We start from the raw sequence: 20,293 nt of genomic DNA, 5'->3' as shown, positions 1-20,293 counted from the left end.
GGTCGGGACCGGAGGTCACCTCGCCGAGGCGGGCGGTGCGGGGCGGTCGCCTCGGCGAAACAGCGTTGTGCTGTGCACGACATTAAGACCTTTCGATCAGCCTGTCCATAGCTTCTGATCGATTGGCTTTGACTTTCGGCGCTCAGCGACAAAAGTAGGTGTCACTCGTGGCGGTCGACCGCCCGCTCCGCGAGCGCCGCCAGCACCCGCCGCGCCGGTTCCGCCAGCGGCAACGCGTCCAGCGCGACAAGTGCCGCGTCGGCCCGGGTACGGATCATCCGCTCCACCGCCTCCCGGGCACCGGACTCCTCGACGATGCCCCGCACCTCGGCCGCGGCCGACTGGTCGAGGCCGGGATCGCCGACCAGCTCCCCCAGCCGGGCCGCACCGGCCGGCGAGGCGGACGCCCGGGCCAGCGCCAGCAGCACCGTCGGCTTGCCCTCACGCAGGTCGTCCAGGTTGGACTTGCCGGTCACCGACGGGTCACCGAAGACGCCGAGCAGGTCGTCGCGCAGCTGGAACGCGTCACCGAGCGGGTCGCCGAACCCGGCCAGCGCGGCCACCTCCTCCGGCGCCGCACCGGCGAGCGCGGCACCGATCTGCACCGGACGGGTCACCGTGTAGCGGGCCGTCTTCAGCCGTACCACTGTGAGCGCGTTCGCCACCGAACCGTCCCCGGCCGCCCCGACCACGTCCAGGTACTCCCCCGCGATCACCTCCGAGCGCATCCGGGCCAGCAGCACGTGCCCCCGGCGCAGCCGCTCGGGCGGCAACCCGCACCCGTGGAACATCTGCGCCGACCAGGTGGCGCAGAGGTCGCCGCAGAGCACCGCGGCCTGCCGCCCGTACGCCGCCGGGTCGCCCGGCCAGCCGGACGCGGCGTGCAGCTCGGCGAAGAACCGGTGCAGCGTCGGCGCGCCCCGGCGGCGGTCGCTGCGGTCCACGATGTCGTCGTGGATCAGCGCGAACGCGTGGAACAGCTCCAGCGAGGCGGCGGCGACCACGATCGGCGAGGCGTCCGGGCCACCGAACCCCCGCCAGCCCCAGTAGCAGAACAGCGGCCGCATCCGCTTACCGCCGGCCAGGACGAACCAGCGCACAGCGGTGTGGACGGCCCCCGTACCGTCGTCCGGCCGATCCGGCTCTCTCGCGTCCAGGAACGCGGCTAGCGCGGCGTCGAAGCGGCCCCGCAGCAGGGCCGGATCGGTCGGTGCGACGGTTACGGTCATGGTGCCTCCCTGGCCAGTCCGGCGAGTTCGAGCAGCAACGCCTTCACATCGGTGGCCTCCACCCGGGGCCGGATCGCGGCCCGGTCGGAGCAGAGCAGCACCGGGCCGTCCGCCGGGTCGGCGGGCAGGCGCCCGTGTGAACCACGCACCGCACGCGCGCCCGCGTCCAGCCCCACCACTGACATCAGGTAGCGCAGCCCGAGCTTCTTGCGGGCCAGCGCCACCGCGGCGCGGCGCTTCGCCGCACCCGGCGCGGCCGGGTCGAAGAACAGCTCGGCCGGGTCGTAGCCGGGCTTGCGGTGGATCTCCACCAGCCGGGCGAAGTCGGGCGCCCGCGCGTCGTCGAGCCAGTAGTAGTACGTGAACCAGGCGTCCGGCTCGGCCACCAGCACCAGCTCACCCGAGCGGGGGTGATCCAGCCCGTACCCGGCCTGCCCGGCGGCGTCGAGCACCTCGGCCACGCCCGGCAGCGACGCGCAGAGCTTCGCCACCGCCGGCACGTCCGCCGGATCCTTGACGTAGACGTGCGCCACCTGGTGGTCGGCCACCGCGAACGCCCGCGACGTCCACGGGTCGAGATATTCCATCCCGGCCTGGGTGTAGACCCGCAACAGCCCCTCGGCGCGCAGCATCCGGTTCACGTCCACCGGGCGGGACACGTCGGTGATGCCGTACTCGGACAACGCCACCACTGTGGCGTCCCGCTCCCGCGCGGCGTCGAGCAGCGGGCCGAGCACGGTGTCCAGCTCCGCCGCCGCGGCGGCTGCCTGCGGGCCGGACGGGCCGAAGCGTTGCAGGTCGTAGTCCAGGTGCGGCAGGTAGACCAGCGTCAGGTCGGGAGCGTGATCGGCGAGGATGCGCTGCGCGGCCCGGCTGATCCACGCCGAGGACGACAGCCCGGCACCCGGCCCCCAGTAGCTGAACAGCGGGAACGTGCCGAGCGCGTCGGTGAGGGTGTCCCGCAGCTCGGGCGGGTCGGTCCAGCAGTCGGGCTCCTTGCGCCCGTCGGCGTGGTAGACCGGGCGCGGCGTGACCGTCCAGTCCACGTCCGCGCCCATCGCGTACCACCAGCAGACGTTCGCCACCCGGTAGCCCGGCTCGACGCGGCGGGCCGCCTGCCACACCTTCTCGCCGCCGACGAGCCCGTTGTGCTGCCGCCAGAGCAGCACCTCGCCCAGGTCGCGGAAGTACCAGCCGTTGCCCACCACGCCGTGCCCGGCGGGCAGCTCGCCGGTGAGGAACGTGGACTGCGCCGAGCAGGTCACCGCCGGCAGCACGGTGCCCAGCTCGGCGGCGAACCCGGCGTCGGCCACCGCGCGCAGCCGGGGCATGTGCGCCAGCAGCCGCGGCGTCAGCCCGACCACGTCGAGCACCACGAGCCGCCGGCTCATGAGGGCGCCCCCACCGTCGTGGCCAGGCCGAGCGCGGTCAGCTCGTCGCGGGCGAACGCCAGCTCGGCGGCGATGCCGGCGGCCAGCTCCGCGTCGCCGCGCGGCCGCCGCGCCTCCGGCAGCACCCCCCAGGTGTACGTCTCGACGTCGAGGTGGTCGCAGCCGGCGACGGGACCGGCGTACAACGCGGCCAGCGCCTCGCGCAGCACCGGCGCTGTGGAGCGCAGCGGCGGCTCGGGCGGTGCGTGCAACGGCACGTGGTAGTGCACCCGCCACGCCCCGGGCAGCCGCGCGTCGAGCGCGGCGTCGAGGTCGTCGGCCGCGTACGCCGGATCGGCCGGATCGGCGGCGCCGGCGCAACCGGCAGCCCGCGTCTGGTGCAGGAAGCGCGGTTCGACGAACCGGCGCAGCGCCGCGTTCGCGGCGGGCGGGTCAGGGGCCTCGACCGCTGCGGACACCTGGACCTTCACCACGGGGAGACCGGCGGCACGCAGCCCGGCCAGGGCATCCGCCGGCTGCTCCCAGGCACACGCCAGGTGCGCGAGATCCACGCAGATCCCGAGCCGGTCGGTATCCATGTCTGAGAATACCTCGCGTGCTTGTCCCGTCGACTCCACCAGACAGCCCGGTTCCGGTTCGAAGCCGACCCGGATCACCCGGCCCGTCTCCCGCTGCACGGCGGCCAGGCCCTCGGCCAGCGCGTCCAGGCGACGCCGGGCGGTGGCGGCCCGCCCGGAATCCCACGGGGTGCGCCAGGCGATCGGCAGCGTCGAGATCGAACCCCGGACGGCGTCGTCCGGCAGCAGGTCGGCGAGAACCCGGGCCAGGTCCAGCGTGTACGCCGACCGTTGCGGCGTGGTCCAGTCCGGGTGGTACACCGCGCCCTTGACCACAGGGGCCTGGAACGCGGCGTACGGGAAGCCGTTGAGCGTGACCACCTCCAGCCCGCGTACCGCCAGCTCGTGGCGCAGCCGGCGCCGGGCCGGCGGGTCGGCGGCGAGCGCGGCGGCGACCGGCGCGGCCAGCCAGAGTCCGAGCCCGAGCCGGTCGGTGTCGAGCGCCCGGCGGACCGCCACCGCGTACGTGTCGAGCTGGGCGACGATGCCCGGCAGGTCCTCGGCCGGGTGCACGTTCGTGCAGTAGCCGAGATGGACGGTCGTGCCGTCGGCGTGGCGCAGCCGCATCACTGCCCCCCACGGGCGATCGAGTTGCCGGCGAAGGTGGGGTCGCTCGCCTCCAGGTCGGTCAGGTCGAGCCGGCCGGACTGGCCGTAGAACTCGACCGGGTTGCGCCACAGCACCCGGTCCACGTCGTCGGCGTCGAACCCGGCCAGCAGCATCGCCTCCCCGGTGGCCCGGGTCAGCAGCGGATCCGACCGGCCCCAGTCGGCCGCCGAGTTCACCAGCATCCGCTCGGTGCCGTACCGCTTCAGCAGCCCCACCATCCGCGGCGGCGACATCTTCGTCTCCGGATAGATCGAGAAGCCCAGCCAGCAGCCGGTGTCCCGGACCAGCTCGACGGTCACCTCGTTGAGGTGGTCGACGAGCACCCGTCCCGGCGGGATGCCCGACTCGGCGACCACCGCAAGCGTCCGCTCGACGCCGCGCGCCTTGTCCCGGTGCGGCGTGTGCACCAGCGCCGGCAGGTCGTGCGCGACGGCCAGGGCGAGCTGACCGGCCAGCGCGGCGTCCTCGGCCGGCGTCATCGCGTCGTAGCCGATCTCGCCGACCGCCACCACGCCGTCCTTGTCCAGGTAGCGGGGCAGCAGGTCGAGCACCGGGCGGCAGCGCGGGTCGTTCGCCTCCTTCGGGTTCAGCGCCACAGTGGCGTGGTGCCGGATGCCGAACTGGCCGGCCCGGAACGGCTCCCACCCGATCAGCGAGTCGAAGTAGTCCACGAAGCTGTCCACGCTCGTACGCGGCTGGCCCAGCCAGAACGCCGGCTCGACCACCGCGCGGACGCCCGCGGCGGCCATCCGCTCGTAGTCGTCGGTGGTGCGGGACGTCATGTGGATGTGCGGGTCGAAGATGCGCATGTCACGCCTCCGTGGTGGGGATGGTCAGCCGGCGCAGCACGTCGGTCGCGTCGGCGGGCATGTCGCGGCCGGCGGCGTGCCGTTCGGCGGCGAACGCGGCGAGCATCCGGGCCAGCTCGCCGTCGGCCCGCTCCGGCAGGCCGTCGACAACCGCCAGCGGCACGCCGGTGAACACGCACTTGAGCACCGCCTGCCGCCAGGTCGCCTGCTCCAGGTGCCGGGCGTACGGGCCGAGCGCCGCGGCCACCAGCCGGGTGTCGTTGGTGCGGATCGCGTCGTGCAGCAGCGGCACGCACTCCGCGCCGATCGGCAGCAGCGGCAGCGCGCGCAGCACGCCGCGTTTCTCGGCGGCGTCGCCCTGCCGGTACAGCGTCTCCGCGGCGGCGGCGTGGCCGTGCGGCAGCGCGGTCAGCAGCAGCGCCCGGGCCGCCTCGTCCGCCGTCCAGCCGGGCGGGTCGGGCACCGGCAGGCGACCGCACCGCCGGGCGGCGGCGGCGAAGAACCGCCCGATGGCCGTGGGTTCGGTCGCGACGCGGCGCAGCGCCGCGTCCAGCCACTGCGGATCGGGTACGCCCCGAAGCGCGGCGCGCAGTCGGTCGGGTGTCATGCCGTCTCCCCTCTGCCGGGTGGAAGGTGGTGGGTCACCGCCCCTCGCCGCGCGAGGCGGCGGCGCACAGGAAGTCCAGTGAGCGGGCGGCGACGGCCGGTGCGGCGTGCGAGTGGCGGGGCAGTTCCACGGCCACCAGCCCGCGGTAGCCGGCGTCGGCCAGGGCGCGCAGCACCGGCGGGAAGTCGATCTCGCCGGTGCCGAACTCCAGGTGCTCGTGCACGCCCCGGCGCATGTCGTCGATCTGCACGTTGACCAGGTGCGCGGCGACCGCCGACACGCACTGCGGCACCGGCATCGGCTCCAGGCAGCGACAGTGCCCGATGTCGAGCGTGATGCCGAAGCCGGGCGGCGCGCCCAGCGCCTCGCGCAGCCGCCACCACCCGGCGATGTCCTCGACGAACATGCCCGGCTCCGGTTCGAAGCCCAGCGGCACGCCCGCCTCCGCCGCCGCGGCGCACACCGTCGCGCAGCCCGCCACCAGGCGGTCGGCGGCGACGCCGGGTGGTACGCCGGGTGGGCGTACCCCGGCCCAGAAGGAGACCGCCTCCGCGCCCAGGTCGGCGCCGATCCGGACGGCCCGGCGCAGGAACTCCACCCGCCGGGCCGGGTCGTCGTGCAGCAGCGTCGGCGCGTGCTTGTGCCGCGGGTCGAGCAGGTACCGGGCGCCGGTCTCGACCACCACGGCCAGCCCCAGCGCGTCCAGCCGTCGACTGACGGCGGCGACCCGGCGGGCCAGGCCGGGGGCGAACGGGTCCAGGTGGTCGTGGTCGAGGGTGAGCGCGACGCCCACGTAGCCGAGGTCGGCGAGGACCGCGAGCGCGTCCCCGAGCCGGTGGTTGGCGAAGCCGTTGGTGCCGTACCCGAAGCGCAGCGCGCCCGGCCCGGACAGCGGGCCGGCGGTGGGCCGGGTGGCCGGCGCGGCGGTCATGTCGGTGAGATCAGTCGGGCCAGGCGGCGGCCGAGCGGCGCGGCGCCGGCCACGGCGAGGCCGAGCAGCCGGGCCCCGGCGCGGGCGGTCAGCGCGCCCTGCAACGCGGGCAGCCCGGTGATCCCGGCGCCCACTGCGGCCCGGACCCGGGCCGGTGACGGGTCGGCGAGCACGCGGGCCTGCGCCCGGCCGTACCGGGCGGCGTACCCGGCGGCGAGCACCGCCGGAACCAGCTCCCCGAGCCGAAGGAAGGGCCCCCTCTTAACGCATCCGGTAGAGGAGGGGGCCCCGCTTAACACGGTCGGCCGGGCCGGGGTGGTGAGCACGATCAGCGCGGTGCCGGCGAGCGTGAGGCCCGGCAGACGCCGGTCCGCGCCGGTCACCTCGCGGCGGGACAGCGCGGTCACGGTCCAGGTGTGCGCGGCGACTGTGAGCGCGGCCGGGAGCGCCCGGACCACCCGCCCGCCGGACGCGCCGAGCAGCACGTCCAGCCCTCGGCACGCGGCCATCACCGCCGGCCCGGCGGCGGTGTTCTTCGCGCGCAGGTCGTACCCCCAGATCGTGGCCGCGAGCGGCAGCGCGACTGCCGCCGCCCGGCGGCCCCCGGCGGCGGTGGCGACCGCGAGCCCGGCGGCGGTCAGGCCGGACGCGACGCCGAGCGCGACCGACGGGCGCACCCGGCCGGACGGGATCGGCCGCTCCGGCCGCTCGACCGCGTCCAGCCGCCGGTCAGCCCAGTCGTTGGCGGCCATCCCGGCCCAGTACAGCAGCACCGACGCGCCGGCCAGGGCCGGTGTACGCGGACCGAGCGCACCGGCGGCCGCCGCGCCGGAGAGCACGTCCCCGGGTACGGAGAGCGCGGCGGGCGCCCGGACCAGCTCGGCCAGGTCGGCCAGGCGGGTCACGGCGTCACCCGGGCGTGCAGGCCGGCGGCGAACTCCCGCAGCACCGTCCACTGTTCACCGAGCGCGTGGCCGGTCGCGCCGAGCGGGTCCTTGAAGAAGAACGCCAGCTCGGTCAGCGGGCCGTGGCGGCCGGCGGCGTGCGCGGCGGCGGTGAGCCGGGCCAGGTCCAGCACGAGCGGCGCGGCGAGCGCCGAGTCGCAGCCGTGCCAGGTGAACTCCATCCGCATTCCGGTGCCCAGGAAACCGGCGAACGTGACCAGGTCCCACGCGGTCTTGAAGTCGCCGAGTTCCTCGACGTACTCGATCCGGGTGTGGCCCTGCGGCAGGTAGCCGAGCGTCTCGGCGAGCACCCGCTGTTTGCTGCCCACCTTCGCGGCGTTGGCGGCCGGGTCGGCGAGCGTGGCGCCGTCGCCGCCGCCGAGCAGGTTCGTGCCGGACCAGGAGCGCACGGCCAGGTGCCGCATCGCGAACATCGGCGCGAGCACCGACTTGAGCAGCGTCTCGCCGGTCTTGCCGTCGTGCCCGGCGTACGGCAGCTTTCGTTCGGCGGCGAGCGCGGCCAGGGCCGGCAGGCGGGCGCCCGTCGACGGGGTGAAGTCCACGTACGGGCAGCCCGCGGTGAACGCCGCGTACGCGTATCCGGAGCTGGGCGGCAGCACGTCGGCCGGGCCGGTCAGCGCGTCGCGCAGCGCGGCCAGGTCGCTGTGGGCCGGGTGCGGGGCGGGCGCCGGTTCGGTGGCGGCGACGTTGACCACCACCACCCGGTCCAGCCCGTGCCGGGTGCGGAACTCGGTCAGGTCGCGCACCACGGCGGCGATCCGCTCACCCTGGCCGCCCTCGGTGGGCGCGGGCCGCAGCGACGCCTCGACGGCGGCCAGGTCGGGCGCCACGGCGTCGGCCAGCCGGGCGGGCAGCACGCCTGCGGCGGCGAGCGCCTCGGCGCGTTTGGTGAGCGGGGTGGCGACCACGTCGTGGCCGCCGAAGACGAGATCGGCGAAGCCCGGCAGGGCGGGCCCGCGCAGGTCGGGCAGCTCGGTCACGCAGCCGGTCGGCGCGGTGAGCCCGGCCCGCAGGGCCAGTCCCCCGACCACGCTCGTGGTGGCGACCGAGCCGCGCGCACCCACCAGCCAGACACCCGTACGCATTCGCGCTACCTCCCCAGGTAAGGCCGGTCCACCGGTGCGGCCGGGGAATCCCGGTCCGGCCGCACCGGAGGGCCGTGCTGGTCGTGCCGGCGGACACCGGCGGCACGCTCCCCGGAGCCGGCCTCGTCCCCGCCGCGGGGCGCAACCGCGGCGGGCCCTCGCCGGCCGGCGCCGGTGAGTGTCGACGGACCCCGTAGGGGCCGTCTCGGGTCAGGCGGAAGCTTCGGCCAGAGCGGGCTCCACCTCCGTCCAGGCGGCCCGCTCGGCCGAGCGGGTCACCGCGTCGAGCACGAGCTGGACCTGCAACGCGTCGGCGAACGACGGGGCCGGGTCGGCGCCGGTGGCGACCGCCTCGACGAAGTCGCGCGCCTGGTGGGTGAAGGAGTGCTCGTAGCCGATGATGTGGCCGGGCGGCCACCACGCACCCAGGTACGGGTGGTCCGGCTCGGTCACCAGGATCCGGCTGAAGCCCTGCTCGGCGGCCGGCCGGGTGGCGTCCAGGAACTCCAGCTCGTTGAGGCGTTCCAGGTCGAACACGACACTGCCGCGCGAGCCGTTGATCTCGACCCGCAGGGCGTTCTTGCGGCCGGTGGCGAACCGGGTCGCCTCGTACGTGGCCAGCGCTCCCCCGTCGAGCCTGGCCACGAACACCGCCGCGTCGTCAACTGTCACCTGGCCCGTCGCGCTGCCGTTGCCGTCGGCCTGCGCGGCCAGGCCGCTCGACCCGGCGACGAGCGGCCGCTGACGCACGAACGTCTCGGTGAGCGCGCTGACCCCGGTGACGAGCTGGCCGGTGACGTACTGGGTCAGGTCGATGATGTGCGCGCCGATGTCACCGAGCGCGCCGGAGCCCGCCCTGTCCTTCTGCAACCGCCACACCAGCGGGAACTGCGGGTCGACGATCCAGTCCTGGAGGTAGGTCGCCCGGACGTGCCGGATCTCGCCGATCCGCCCGTCGGCCACCAGCTGCCGCATCAGGGCGACAGCGGGCACCCGCCGGTAGTTGAAGCCGCACATCGCGCGTACCCCGGACTCGCGTGCCCGGGCCGCGGCCTCGGTCATCTCGCGGGCCTCGGCGACGCTGTTCGCGAGCGGCTTCTCGCACAGCACGTGCTTGCCCGCGGCGAGCGCGGCGAGTGCGATCTCGCGGTGGCTGTCCCCCGGCGTGCAGATGTCGACCACGTCGATCTCGTCGGACTCGACGAGCCGCCGCCAGTCGGTGGTGTAGCCGTCCCAGCCGAGCCGGTCGGCGGCCTCGGCCACCTTCGGCTCGTCGCGGCCGCAGACGAGCGCCATCCGCACCCGCGCCGGCAGGTCGAACACCCGGTTCACGGTGCGCCACGCCTGGGAGTGCGCGGCGCCCATGAACGCGTAGCCGACCATGCCGACCCGCAGGATGCTGTCGTGACTGGACAAGGTGGGTCTCCCCCCGTGTGTCAGAACCCGAGCTTCAGGTAGTCGCTCGCGTTCTCCTTGGTGATCGTCTCGGAGGCGAGCACGATCTCCTTCGGTACCTGGAGTTCGACCAGGTCGGACATGCCCTTGCCCTGGCCGATCAGGCGGGCCAGGGAGATGGCCGAGGAGGCCATCGACGGGCTGTAGGTGACTGTGGCCTTGAGGACCGTGTTGTCGGCGGCGATGTCCTCCATGGCCTTCTTGGAGCCGGCGCCGCCGACCATGACGAATTCCTTGCGGTTGGCCTGGTTGACCGCCGCGAGCACGCCGATGCCCTGGTCGTCGTCGTGGTTCCAGACGGCGTCGATCTTCGGCAGCGCCTGGAACAGGCCGGTGGCGGCCTGCTGCCCCGAGTCCACAGTGAACTCCGCGGGCCGCCGGTTGGCGACCTTGAACCCGTACGAGGCGAGCGTGTCGGCGAACCCCTTCGAGCGTTCCTGGGTCAGCTCCAGCGACTCGATGCCGGGGATCTCGCCGATCACCGGGTTGCTGACGCCCTTGGCCTTGAGCTGCTCGGCGATGTAGGTGGCGGCGGCGACCCCCATGCCGTAGTTGTCGCCCTTGATCTGCAGCCGGTAGGCCCGCGCGTCCGGGAAGGCCCGGTCCAGGTTGACCACCGGGATGCCGGCCTTCATCGCCTCCAGGCCGAACGCGTTGAGTTCCTTGCCGTCGTGCGGCAGCAGCACGATCACGTCGGGCTTCTGCGAGATCAGCGTGGACAGCGCCGCCCGCTGGGCCGCCGCGTCCGCGCCGGCCTCGACCGACTTCAGCTCCACGTCCTGGTACGCCCCGGCCTGCGCCTTGGCGTTGTTGGTGATGGCGGCGATCCAGCCGTGGTCGGCGGCCGGGGCGGAGAAGCCGATGCTCACCTTCTTGCCCGTCTCGGTGTTGGCGCCGGAACCGGCCGCCTTGGTCTGCGCCTCGGTCGGGTTCTGCTCGTTGCTGGTGCAGCCGGCGAGCAGCACCCCGGCGGAGACGGCGGCCCCGCCGAAGAGCAGCCGGCGGCGGGACAGGTCATGGCGCGGTGTTCTCATGACGCCTCCTGGGATGAGGTGGTGGGGTGGTTTCGGGTGTGGCGGGCCGGACCACAGTCGGTACGACGGCAGCCGGGGTGTGCGCGGGTGGGGTCAGGTGGTGGTGGCCCGGTTGCGGGCGAGGAACTGGGTGAGACTGCCGAACTGCACCTGCTGGACCAGGACGGCGGCGACGATGATGCCGCCCTTGACCATGTTCTGGGCCTCGGCGGAGAGGTTGTTGATGGCGAACAGGTTGGTGATGGTGGAGAAGATGATCACCCCGAGCAGGGAGCCGATGATCGTTCCCCGCCCGCCGCTGAGCAGCGTGCCGCCGATGATCGCGGCGGCGATCGCGTCCAGCTCGTAGAGGTTGGCCATCGCCGCCTGCGCGGAGGTGGCCTGTGCGGTCAGCATGACCGCGGCGATGCCGCAGCACAGGCCGGACAGCGCGTAGAGGAGCACTGTGTGCCGGCGGACGTTGATGCCTGCCAGCCGGGCCGCCTCCGGGTTGCCGCCGACCGCCACCGTACGGCGGCCGAACGTGGTCCGGTTCAGCAGCACCCAGCCGGCCGCCACCACCGCCACCAGGATGTAGACCAGCAGCGGGATGCCGAGCACGTTCGTGCTGGCGATGCCGTTGATGAACGTGTTGCCCGACACCTGGGTCTGCTTGTCGGAGATCTCCGCCGCCAGCCCCCGGGCGGCCACGAGCATGGCGAGCGTGGCGATGAACGGCACCAGCCGCCCGTACGAGACGAGCAGCCCGTTCACCACGCCGACGGCGAGCCCGACGGTGAGCGCGGTGAAGATCATGCCGCCCGCGCCGTAGCTCTGCGTGGCCACTGTGGTGCACCAGACCCCGGCGAGGGCGACGATCGCGCCGACCGACAGGTCGATGCCCCCGCCGATGATCACGAAGGTCATGCCGACTGTGACCACGCCGACCACCGAGGCGAGCTTGAGGATGGTGAGCGTGTTGCCCCACACCCAATTCGGGTCGCCGTAGAGGTCGGGGCGGGTCAGGACGCCGATGACCACCAGCACGACGAGCGTGGCGAGCAGGCCGAGGTTGCGCTTGACGCCCTCCCCGCCGTCACCGCGCCACCAGGAGAGCTTCGCCGGCGCGCCGACCTTCGCGGTCTCCGTCCGCTCCACCGGCGGCGACTGCGCGGGCAGCGAGGATTCTCTGACATCGCTCATGCCGGTGCGCCTTCCATGAGAGACCCCGCCATGACGAGGTCGAGCACTGTGTTCTCGTCCAGTTCGCCGGCCGGGGCCTCGCGGACCACCCGGCCCTCCCGCATCACCAGCACCCGGTCGGCCAGGCCCAGCACCTCGGGCACCTCGCTGGAGACCAGCAGCACCCCGACGCCACGGGCGGCCAGATCGCGGATCACCTGGTACAGCTCGGCGCGGGCGCCCACGTCCACGCCCCGGGTCGGCTCGTCGAGCAGCAGCAGCCGGGTGTCACCGAGCAGCCACCGCCCGACCACCACCTTCTGCTGGTTGCCGCCCGACAGCGTGCGCACCGGCCGGCGTACGTCCCGGGGCCGCAGCTCCAGCGACGCGGCGATCCGGTCCGCCTCGGCGCGTTCCCGTCCGGTGTCGGTGAAGCCGAGGCGGGCGTACCTGCTGAACGTGGCGAGCGTGACGTTGCGGTAGATCGGTTCGCCGAGCAGCAGCGCCTGACTCTTGCGCTCCTCCGGCGCCATGCCCATCCCGGCCCGTACCGCCGCGCCCACACTGCCGGGACGCAGCGCACGGCCGTCCACCCGGACCGTCCCGGCGTGCGCCCGGCGCGCGCCGAAGATGGTCTCCAGCAGCTCCGACCGGCCGGAACCGACCAGCCCGGCGATGCCGACGATCTCTCCCGCCCGGACCCCGAGCGAGACGTCGGCGAACTCGCCGTGCCGGGTCAGCCCGTCCACCCGCAGCAGCTCCGCGCCGCCCCCGTGGTCGGCCGGGCGCTGCGGGAAGACGTACTCGATGGTCCGCCCGGTCATCCGGGCGACCAGGTCGCGGGTCGGCGTCTCGCGGGCCGGCAGGCTCGCCGCCGTGGTCCGGCCGTCCTTGAGTACGGTGACCCGGTCGCCGATCTCGCGGATCTCCTCCAGCCGGTGCGAGATGTAGATGACCGCGATGCCCTGCGCGGTGAGTTCCCGGATGATCCGGAACAGGTTCGCCACCTCGTCGTGGGCCAGCACCGCGCTCGGCTCGTCCATGATGATCAGCCGCGCCTCGTGGGACAGCGCCCGGGCCATGCTGACGATCTGCTTCCCGGCGGCGGGCAGGTGCCGCACCAGCCGTCCCGGCGGGATCTCCGGGTGGCCGAGCCGTGCCAGGATCTGCCGGGTACGCCGGGCCATGTGCCCCCGCCGGACGAAGCCGAACCGGCGCGGCTCGTGGCCGAGGAACGCGTTCTCCGCCACCGACAGGTCGTCGACCAGGTCGAGTTCCTGGTAGATCGTGGCGATGCCGGCACGCATGGCGGCCTGCGGGTTGGCGAACGAGGCCGGCTCGCCCCGCCAGAGCACCTCGCCGGAGTCCGGCCGGTGCACCCCGGCCAGCACCTTGATGAGTGTGGACTTACCGGCGCCGTTCTGCCCCAGCAGGCAGTGGACCTCTCCGGCCCGCACCTCCAGTTGCACGCCGTCGAGCGCGCGTACCCCCGGGAACGTCTTGACCACGTCGGTGAGGCGCAGGACCACCTCGCCCGCGACGGCGTCCGCGGGCGCCTCGACGAGCGGCTTGCCGGTGTCGTTCACGCTGCCTCCCCGAATGCGAGGTCACTGGCCAGCACCGCCGCGCCGGCGACGCCGGCGCGCGGGCCCAGCTCGGACAGGACGACGGGCAGGTTGCCGGTGGCGAGCGGCAGCGAGCGGCGGTAGACCACGCTGCGGATCTCGGCCAGCAGGATGTGCCCGAGCTGGGCGAGCCCGCCGCCGATCACGATCATCGACGGGTTGGTGAAGCTGACCAGCCCGGCCAGTACGCTCCCGACCCGCCGGCCGCCGTCGCGGATGAGCTGGATGCAGGTGACGTCCCCCTCGATCGCCCCCTGCGCCACGTCCAGCGCGGTCACCACCCCCCGGGCCGCGAGCCGCTCGGCCAGTGCCGGGGACACCTCGGTGCGGGCCGCGACTGTCGCCTCCCGGGCCAGCGCGGCGCCGCTGAACACGGCCTCCAGGCAGCCGACGTTGCCGCAGCTGCACATCGGGCCGTTCGGGTCGACCTGGATGTGGCCGATGTCCCCGGCGCAGCCGTCGGTGCCCCGGTAGACCTCGCCGTGCAGGTAGATGCCGCAGCCGATACCGGTGCCGATCTTGATGAACAGGAAGTCGTCGACCGAGTGGGCCACGCCGCCGTGCCGCTCGCCGATCGCCATGATGTTGACGTCGTTGTCGACCACGGCCGGGCAGCCGTGCTCACGGGTGAGCAGCTCGCGGACCGGGAACCGGTCCCAGCCGGGCATGATCGGCGGGGAGACCGGCACGCCGTCGCGGAAGCTGACCGGCCCCGGTACGCCGATGCCCACCGCGTCGAGCCGCTCGTACGCGCCGTCCACCTTGGCCTTGTGCAGCAGCTCGTTGACCCGCTGGAGCGTCACCTTCGGGCCGGAGCGGATGTCGGCGGTCTCGGTGTAGGCGGCCACCGTCTCCAGCCGGCCGTTCACCACCTCCACGTCGATCGAACTGGCGCCCAGGTCGACGGCGGCGAACCGCAGGTGCGGGCTCAGTTCGACGAGGGTGGAGCGCCGCCCGCCCCGGGAGGCGGCCAGCCCCGCCTCGGCCACGTAGCCGAGGGAGACCAAACGTTCCAGCTCGGCGAGCAGGCGCGGGCGGGGCATCTGGAGCCGGTCGCCGAGTTCGGCGCGGGACACCGCGCCCTCGTCCCGGAGCAGTCGCAGAAGCCGTACGTGCAGGGGGTCGACCGTCCGCACCGGCAGTCACCTCCGCATCGGAAGTCCGTCACATCGACGACAGCGATGTGTGTTGTGTCCGACACAGTAGGAGCCTTCCGGGCCGCATGTCCATAGCTTCGGCACGTCTGATGCAAACTTTTGTCCATACGAACAAAAGCGAGTTCCGGATCATGAAAACGCATCGCCCCGCCGGGGATTCTTCCGGGCGGGGCGATGCGTTCTGGGGGTCAGCGGGAGTGCGCGCGGCCCTTCTTGCGCAGCTTGCGGTCGTCGCGCAGCTCGACGTAGGGCTCCTCGTCGGCCGGGTGCCCGGCCGCGATGGCGCGGCTGCGCTCCAGCTCGGCGTCGAACTCGGCGCCGAGCAGGATGGCGACGTTGCTCAGCCAGAGCCACACCAGGAAGATGATCACGCCGGCCACCGCGCCGTACGTCTTGTTGTACGAGCCGAAGTTGCTGACGTAGAGCGCGAACAGGCCGGAGACCACCAGCCAGAGCACCACCGCGAGCACGCCGCCGGGGCTGACCCAGCGGAAGCCGCCGTGCCGGGCGTTCGGCGAGGCCCAGTAGAGGATCGCGAACATCAGGCTCACCAGCACCAGCAACACCGGCCACTTGGCGATGTTCCACACCGTCACGGCGGTCTCGCCCAGCCCGATCGCGTTCCCGGCCTGCTCGGCAAGCCCGCCGGTGAACACCACGATCACGGCGCTGATCAGCAGCATCACGCCGATCACCGCGGTCACGCCGAGGCGCACCGGCAGCGTCTTCCAGATCGGCCGCCCCTCCGGCACGTCGTAGATGCTGTTCGAGGCGCGCATGAACGCGGCGACGTAACCGGACGCCGACCAGAACGCCGCCACCAGACCGACGATCGCCGCGATGCTCGCCAGCCCGCCGGACTGGCCCGCCTGGTCGATAGCGCTCTCGATGATGCGGCGGATGTTCTCCTCCGGCACCGCCTGCCCGACGGTGTCCCGTACCCCCTCGGTGGCCCGGTCCCCGAGCAGGCCGAGCACCGAGATCAGCACGAGGACGCCCGGGAAGATGGAGAGCACGCCGTAGTAGGTGAGCGCGGCGGCCCAGTCGGTCAGGCTGTCGTCCTGGAACTCCCGCACGGTCCGCTTGAGGGTCGCCATCCAGCCCGTCGCCGACAGGTCGGCCGGGCTGTCCGGCCCGTCGTCCGGCCCCACCGGTCCGGCGTGCTTCCGCCCGTCGGGCCGGTCGTGCCCGGCGCGGGCGTCGCCGCGCGTGGTGGGGGCGTCCTCACGCCCGTCGCGGGTGTCCTCGTGGACGTCGTGGGCGTCGTCGCGGGCGGCCATGGCACCTCCTCGTCGTCGTGTCGTCCCGCACGACATGCCCTGACGAGGGCAGCGATAACCACCGCACCCGCAAACCGGCCACTCGACCGCCGGCGACCGTCCCCACCCACCTCCCTGCCGGCCCCTTCCACGGCCGCGCCCTGCCCTCAACCCCCACCCGCTCCACTGCCCGCGCCCTGTCGCCGCCTCCCCCGTCGGCAGCTTCCGCCCGCTCGCCACCTCGGCTCTGCAGCCACGCGCGCGACAGACACGCTCCGTAACCATGTGCGCCGATGGATGCAGAGCAAAGGCGGCGGGGGCAGCGCTCCCACCGCCGCCCCGCCACTCCCCACCCGAAATCCCGGCGAGCCGTCGCTCCGCCGCGACCACCGATCGCCACCATCACGACGACCGTCACGACGAGTGGAACGTCATGGGTGTCAAACGGGGCCGGAAGCACCCATGACGTTCCACTCACCGAGGGTCGGCCACCGGTCGACCGGCCACCGCGTGCGGAAGCGAGAGCGCGGGGTACGGGCGGCGAAGGCCAGGGCGCTGAGGTAACGCGTGATCCGTCTTCCGATGCCACCACCTCGGCGAAGTGGAGTCGATCGTGGAAACGCGAGACGGCGAACACGCTTTCCAGCCATTTCCCAACCGGGTGAGCGTGGCGGGCGCGAGCGCACACAGCACGGCGCGAGCGGGGCGCTACGGGCGCCGTCCGCGCGAGCCGCCACGAAAGACGCACCCACCTCAGTGGACACGTTGCGTGACGACAAGCATCCCGGGCACGTTCATTCTTCATCGTTGTAAGCGATATCGGGAGAGAGCCGAGAGAGCCCTTCTCCCGCCATTGCGAAACAGTTTCAAGAAATAAGTGACGCGAGTGAGCGAAGCTCCATTCCGTCACTCATTGCAATCACGATCGGCAATGTTCCCAACATGCGCGCTATTCGCGTATCGTGCCCCCTCGTGCCGCCCGTTCGCCCCTCCGACGCGACTCCCCCCAAACCCCGGCCGCCGTCCGGCGGACGACCGGGGTCCGACGTGGACGCCGAGGTGGTGTCGCTGCCGCCGGACGACGGAAGCGTCGCCGGACCCGAGTGGGCCGACGACGGGCCGGGCGAGACCCACCACCACAGCCGAGCAGCGCACCACACCGCAGGCGAGCACCACACCGCGGACGAGCACCACACCGCAGGCGAGCACGACACCACGGGCGAGAACGAGACCCGCGACAAGAGCGAGAGCCCGGAACAGACCCAGGACGCCCGCGAACTGGCCGCCCGGTTCGAGGAGGAGAAGCCGGGACGCGTACTCGCCGGACCGGTCGGTGTCCTCTTCACCGGCATCACCGTCGCGGTCGGGCTGCTGACGCTCTGGCAGGTGTTCTTCCCGCTGGCCCAGGGCAGCAAGTACTACCTGATCTTCTTCCTGGCCGGCGTCCTGCCGATCGTGTTCCTCGCGTACCCCTCGGGGGTGCGGCTGCGACGCGCCAAGGCTGACGCGGCCGACGCGGACGACCGGCGCGGACCGACGCCCGTGGACTGGCTGCTGGCCCTCGCGGCGCTCGTCGTCTGCCTCTACCCGGTGCTGCCGGTCACCATCGGCGCCGGTGGCGGCGGGTACGACGCCTTCCTCGACCGGCAGGGCCTGCTCGATCCGCTGGACGTGGCGTTCGGCACCGGGCTGCTGCTCCTGCTGCTGGAGGCGTGCCGGCGCACGACCGGATGGATCCTGCCGGCGGTCTGCGTGCTGTTCCTCGGGTACGGCTACTACGGCGGGCTGCTGCCGCAGTCGTGGCCGGTGGCGCACGCGGGGCTCGACTTCGGGCAACTCGTCGACGCGTTCTACAACTCCGACAGCGGCTTCTACGGCACCCCGCTGGACGTGGCCGCCTCCTACATCGTGCTGTTCACCATCTACGGCGCGGTGCTCAACCTGTCCGGCGCGGGCCGGTTCTTCGTGGAGCTGTCCGCCGCCGCGTTCCGCCGCTCCCGGACGGCCGCCGGGCGCACCGCCGTCGCCTCGGGTTTCCTGCTCGGCACGGTCTCCGGCTCCGGCGCCGCCACCACGGTCAGCATCGGCGCGGTGACCTGGCCGATCCTGCGCCGCGCCGGCTACCCGGCCGAGCGGGCGGGCGGCATGCTCGCCGCCGCCGGTGTGGGGGCGATCCTGTCGCCGCCGACGCTGGGCGCCGCGGCGTTCATCATCGCCGAGTACCTGGGCGTCTCCTACCTCCAGGTGCTCGGCTGGGCGACGGTGCCGACGATCCTCTACTACCTGGGCATCCTGCTCTCCGTCGAGATCGACGCCCGGCGCTCCGGGGTCCGCCCGGTGGTCATCGACACCGGCTCGGCCTGGCGGCTGCTGGCCCGCTTTGGCTACCACTTCCTCTCGCTCTTCGTGATCATTGTGGTGCTCGCACTCGGCGCGTCGGCGATGCGCGCGGTCGTCATCGCCACCGTGCTCGCCGCCGTGCTGTCCTTCCTGGACCGGCGGCACCGCCTCACGCCGGCCCGGCTGGTGGAGGCGCTGCGCGACGGCGTACGCGGGGTGCTCGCGGTGAGCGCCGTCTGCGCCGCGGCCGGCATCATCACCGCCACCACCACGAAGACCGGCCTCGGGCCGCAGGCCGCAGCGCTGCTGATCGACGGGGCGCAGGCGGTCAGCTCCGAGCCGGCAGTGGTGCTGGCGCTGACCGCGGTGCTCGCCGCCGTCGCGCTCAGCCTGCTCGGCCTCGCCGTGCCGGTCACCGCCTCGTTCGTCATCGGCTGGGTGATCATCGGTCCGGCGCTGCTCAACCTGGGCGTCGAAGCGCCCGCCGCGGCCATGTTCGTATTCTACTTCGCGGTGCTGTCCGAGGTCTCGCCGCCGACCGCGCTCGCAGCTGTCGCCGCCGCCGCGGTCACCGGCGGCCGGCTGGTGCCGACCATGTGGCAGACCCTGCGGTACGCGCTGCCGGCGTACCTGATTCCGCTGGCCTTCGTGATCACACCGACCGGTCTCGGCCTGCTCGGCATCGGCGGGGCCGGGCGGATCGTGACGGCCGGCCTGGTGTCGGCACTGGGTGTCGCGGTGCTGGCGGTCGCGGCCGGCGGCTGGCTACCCGGTGTGGGCCCGGCCGGCGTGCCGGAGCGGATCGTCGGCGCGATCGCCGGGCTGGTGCTGCTCTGGCTGGAACCACTGCCCATGGCGATCGGCGCGGCGCTCGCCGCGCTCGCGGTCGCGGGCGTGTACGTCCGACGTGGCGCCGCCGGGCACGCCGGCCGCCCGGCGGTCGAAGAATCCGTGGACCTTGGGGAGGAGAGAGAGTGGGACGGATCGACGCGAGGATAGTGGCGGGTGTCGGGGCACTGGTCCTGGTCGCCGCCGGTGCCGCCGGCTGCGGGGGCCGTCAGGACGGCGCGGCGAAGGACGACGCCGCCCGCGAGGTCAGCTGCAAGGTCACCAAGGATACCCGGGTCGGCATCGCCACCGGCAACGCCACGGGCGTCTACTACGTGGTCGGCAACGCGCTCGCCGGTGAGCTGAGCAAGTCCACCGACGGCAAGCTCACCGGGACGGCCGCCGAGACCGGCGCCTCGGTGCAGAACGTCGAACAGCTCGTCGCCGGCCAGTACGACGTGGCGTTCTCGCTGTTCGACACCGCCGTCAACGCGGTGCAGGGCAAGGGGAGCTTCAGCTCGCCGCAGCCGGTGAAGGCGCTGGCCCGGATCTACGACAACTACACGCAGGTGGTGGTCCGCGCCGACGCGGGGATCACGTCGGTGGCCGACATGAAGGGCAAGAAGATCTCCACCGGCTCGCCCAAGTCCGGCACCGAGGTCATCGCCAACCGGCTGCTCACCGCCGCCGGACTGGACCCGGCCAAGGACATCCAGGCTCAGCGGCTGGACCTCACCAAGACCGTCGACGGCATGAAGGACGGCAGCATCGACGGCTTCTTCTGGTCCGGCGGCGTGCCGACCGGCGGGGTCACCGACCTGTTCACCACGTCGGGCGACAAGGTGAAGTTCGTCGACATCAGCCCGCTGCTGCCGAAGATGGCCGAGCTGAACCCGGCGTACCAGGCGGGCACCATCGGCAAGGACATCTACCGGACCCCGGCCGACGTGCCCACCATCGTGGTGCCGAACGTGCTGCTGGTGCGGGACAACCTGGACGCCGACGTGGCCTGCGCGATCACCCGGACGGTGTTCGACTCCAAGGACGCCCTGGCCCAGGCGAACCCGGCGGCGAAGGGCATCGAGCTGGGCAACGCCCGCAAGACCGACCCGGTGCCGCTGCACCGCGGCGCGGAGCGGGCGCTGAGCGACCTCGGCGCGAGCTGACCCGAACGGGCCGGGCCCGGACGCG

16 protein-coding genes are annotated in these 20,293 nt (G+C 73.3%); 2 read left to right on the top strand and 14 right to left on the bottom strand.

The genetic code is table 11. The features are described 5' to 3' along the window. Window positions 1–161: 161 nt before the first annotated feature. The 14 genes from ML5_RS17525 to ML5_RS17460 all read right to left on the bottom strand — a co-directional run bounded on the left by ML5_RS17525 (window position 162) and on the right by ML5_RS17460 (window position 15,955). A complete protein-coding gene (locus ML5_RS17525; RefSeq protein WP_013475571.1) occupies window positions 162–1,229 on the bottom strand; it encodes a polyprenyl synthetase family protein in 1,068 nt (355 codons plus the stop codon). Then, window positions 1,226–2,620, bottom strand: a complete 1,395-nt coding sequence (locus ML5_RS17520; protein WP_013475570.1) for an alkaline phosphatase family protein — start codon at window positions 2,618–2,620, stop codon at window positions 1,226–1,228. The genes ML5_RS17525 and ML5_RS17520 overlap by 4 nt, the downstream gene beginning before the upstream one ends. After that, a complete protein-coding gene (eboE, locus tag ML5_RS17515) occupies window positions 2,617–3,804 on the bottom strand; it encodes a metabolite traffic protein EboE (protein WP_013475569.1) in 1,188 nt (395 codons plus the stop codon). Before eboE ends, ML5_RS17520 begins: the two co-directional genes overlap by 4 nt. Beyond that, window positions 3,804–4,655 carry a TatD family hydrolase gene (locus ML5_RS17510; protein WP_013475568.1) on the bottom strand — a complete coding sequence of 284 codons (852 nt, stop codon included), beginning with the start codon at window positions 4,653–4,655 and terminating at the stop codon, window positions 3,804–3,806. Before ML5_RS17510 ends, eboE begins: the two co-directional genes overlap by 1 nt. 1 nt (window position 4,656) lies before the next feature. Continuing rightward, window positions 4,657–5,262, bottom strand: a complete 606-nt coding sequence (locus ML5_RS17505; protein WP_013475567.1) for an EboA domain-containing protein — start codon at window positions 5,260–5,262, stop codon at window positions 4,657–4,659. Window positions 5,263–5,296: 34 nt separating this feature from the next. Beyond that, complete coding sequence (locus tag ML5_RS17500) at window positions 5,297–6,193, bottom strand: sugar phosphate isomerase/epimerase (protein ID WP_013475566.1); 897 nt, start codon at window positions 6,191–6,193, stop codon at window positions 5,297–5,299. Next, entirely contained in the window at window positions 6,190–7,098 is a 909-nt protein-coding gene (locus tag ML5_RS17495) for an SCO3242 family prenyltransferase (protein ID WP_013475565.1), read from the bottom strand. The genes ML5_RS17500 and ML5_RS17495 overlap by 4 nt, the downstream gene beginning before the upstream one ends. Continuing rightward, window positions 7,095–8,243 carry an inositol-3-phosphate synthase gene (locus tag ML5_RS17490; RefSeq protein WP_013475564.1) on the bottom strand — a complete coding sequence of 383 codons (1,149 nt, stop codon included), beginning with the start codon at window positions 8,241–8,243 and terminating at the stop codon, window positions 7,095–7,097. The genes ML5_RS17495 and ML5_RS17490 overlap by 4 nt, the downstream gene beginning before the upstream one ends. A gap of 210 nt (window positions 8,244–8,453) precedes the next feature. Beyond that, on the bottom strand, window positions 8,454–9,626 hold the full coding sequence (locus tag ML5_RS17485) for a Gfo/Idh/MocA family protein (RefSeq protein ID WP_369752285.1): 1,173 nt from the start codon (window positions 9,624–9,626) through the stop codon (window positions 8,454–8,456). A gap of 53 nt (window positions 9,627–9,679) precedes the next feature. Next, window positions 9,680–10,732: a substrate-binding domain-containing protein gene (locus ML5_RS17480; protein WP_013287910.1), complete on the bottom strand. Its 1,053-nt coding sequence runs from the start codon at window positions 10,730–10,732 to the stop codon at window positions 9,680–9,682. 93 nt (window positions 10,733–10,825) lie between these two features. After that, window positions 10,826–11,914, bottom strand: a complete 1,089-nt coding sequence (locus ML5_RS17475) for an ABC transporter permease (RefSeq protein WP_013475563.1) — start codon at window positions 11,912–11,914, stop codon at window positions 10,826–10,828. Further along, on the bottom strand, window positions 11,911–13,479 hold the full coding sequence (locus tag ML5_RS17470) for a sugar ABC transporter ATP-binding protein (RefSeq protein ID WP_013287912.1): 1,569 nt from the start codon (window positions 13,477–13,479) through the stop codon (window positions 11,911–11,913). Before ML5_RS17470 ends, ML5_RS17475 begins: the two co-directional genes overlap by 4 nt. Then, window positions 13,476–14,654 (bottom strand): ROK family protein, encoded by a 1,179-nt coding sequence (locus tag ML5_RS17465; protein ID WP_013475562.1) that lies wholly within the window; start codon window positions 14,652–14,654, stop codon window positions 13,476–13,478. The genes ML5_RS17470 and ML5_RS17465 overlap by 4 nt, the downstream gene beginning before the upstream one ends. A gap of 209 nt (window positions 14,655–14,863) precedes the next feature. Beyond that, on the bottom strand, window positions 14,864–15,955 hold the full coding sequence (locus tag ML5_RS17460; protein WP_013475561.1) for a YihY/virulence factor BrkB family protein: 1,092 nt from the start codon (window positions 15,953–15,955) through the stop codon (window positions 14,864–14,866). A 1,026-nt stretch (window positions 15,956–16,981) separates the two neighbouring features. Here ML5_RS17460 and ML5_RS17455 point away from each other — a divergent pair. After that, window positions 16,982–19,273 carry a TRAP transporter fused permease subunit gene (locus tag ML5_RS17455; RefSeq protein ID WP_041784203.1) on the top strand — a complete coding sequence of 764 codons (2,292 nt, stop codon included), beginning with the start codon at window positions 16,982–16,984 and terminating at the stop codon, window positions 19,271–19,273. Next, window positions 19,249–20,268 (top strand): TAXI family TRAP transporter solute-binding subunit, encoded by a 1,020-nt coding sequence (locus ML5_RS17450; RefSeq protein ID WP_013475559.1) that lies wholly within the window; start codon window positions 19,249–19,251, stop codon window positions 20,266–20,268. Before ML5_RS17455 ends, ML5_RS17450 begins: the two co-directional genes overlap by 25 nt. Window positions 20,269–20,293: the final 25 nt, after the last annotated feature.

Origin of the sequence: Micromonospora sp. L5, from assembly GCF_000177655.2 — a bacterium.
Taxonomy (GTDB): domain Bacteria; phylum Actinomycetota; class Actinomycetes; order Mycobacteriales; family Micromonosporaceae; genus Micromonospora; species Micromonospora aurantiaca.
The sequence above is the reverse complement of the archived record's forward strand: the minus strand, read 5'-3'. Positions and strand labels throughout refer to the sequence as shown.

Excerpts from the sequence above, each read along its gene's own strand:
- ML5_RS17525 (WP_013475571.1), bottom strand. The coding sequence starts at position 1,229 with ATGACCGTAACCGTCGCACCGACCGATCCGGCCCTGCTGCGGGGCCGC.
- ML5_RS17520 (WP_013475570.1), bottom strand. The coding sequence starts at position 2,620 with ATGAGCCGGCGGCTCGTGGTGCTCGACGTGGTCGGGCTGACGCCGCGG.
- eboE (WP_013475569.1), bottom strand. The coding sequence starts at position 3,804 with ATGCGGCTGCGCCACGCCGACGGCACGACCGTCCATCTCGGCTACTGC.
- ML5_RS17510 (WP_013475568.1), bottom strand. The coding sequence starts at position 4,655 with ATGCGCATCTTCGACCCGCACATCCACATGACGTCCCGCACCACCGAC.
- ML5_RS17505 (WP_013475567.1), bottom strand. The coding sequence starts at position 5,262 with ATGACACCCGACCGACTGCGCGCCGCGCTTCGGGGCGTACCCGATCCG.
- ML5_RS17500 (WP_013475566.1), bottom strand. The coding sequence starts at position 6,193 with ATGACCGCCGCGCCGGCCACCCGGCCCACCGCCGGCCCGCTGTCCGGG.
- ML5_RS17490 (WP_013475564.1), bottom strand. The coding sequence starts at position 8,243 with ATGCGTACGGGTGTCTGGCTGGTGGGTGCGCGCGGCTCGGTCGCCACC.
- ML5_RS17485 (WP_369752285.1), bottom strand. The coding sequence starts at position 9,626 with ATGGTCGGCTACGCGTTCATGGGCGCCGCGCACTCCCAGGCGTGGCGC.
- ML5_RS17480 (WP_013287910.1), bottom strand. The coding sequence starts at position 10,732 with ATGAGAACACCGCGCCATGACCTGTCCCGCCGCCGGCTGCTCTTCGGC.
- ML5_RS17475 (WP_013475563.1), bottom strand. The coding sequence starts at position 11,914 with ATGAGCGATGTCAGAGAATCCTCGCTGCCCGCGCAGTCGCCGCCGGTG.
- ML5_RS17460 (WP_013475561.1), bottom strand. The coding sequence starts at position 15,955 with ATGGCCGCCCGCGACGACGCCCACGACGTCCACGAGGACACCCGCGAC.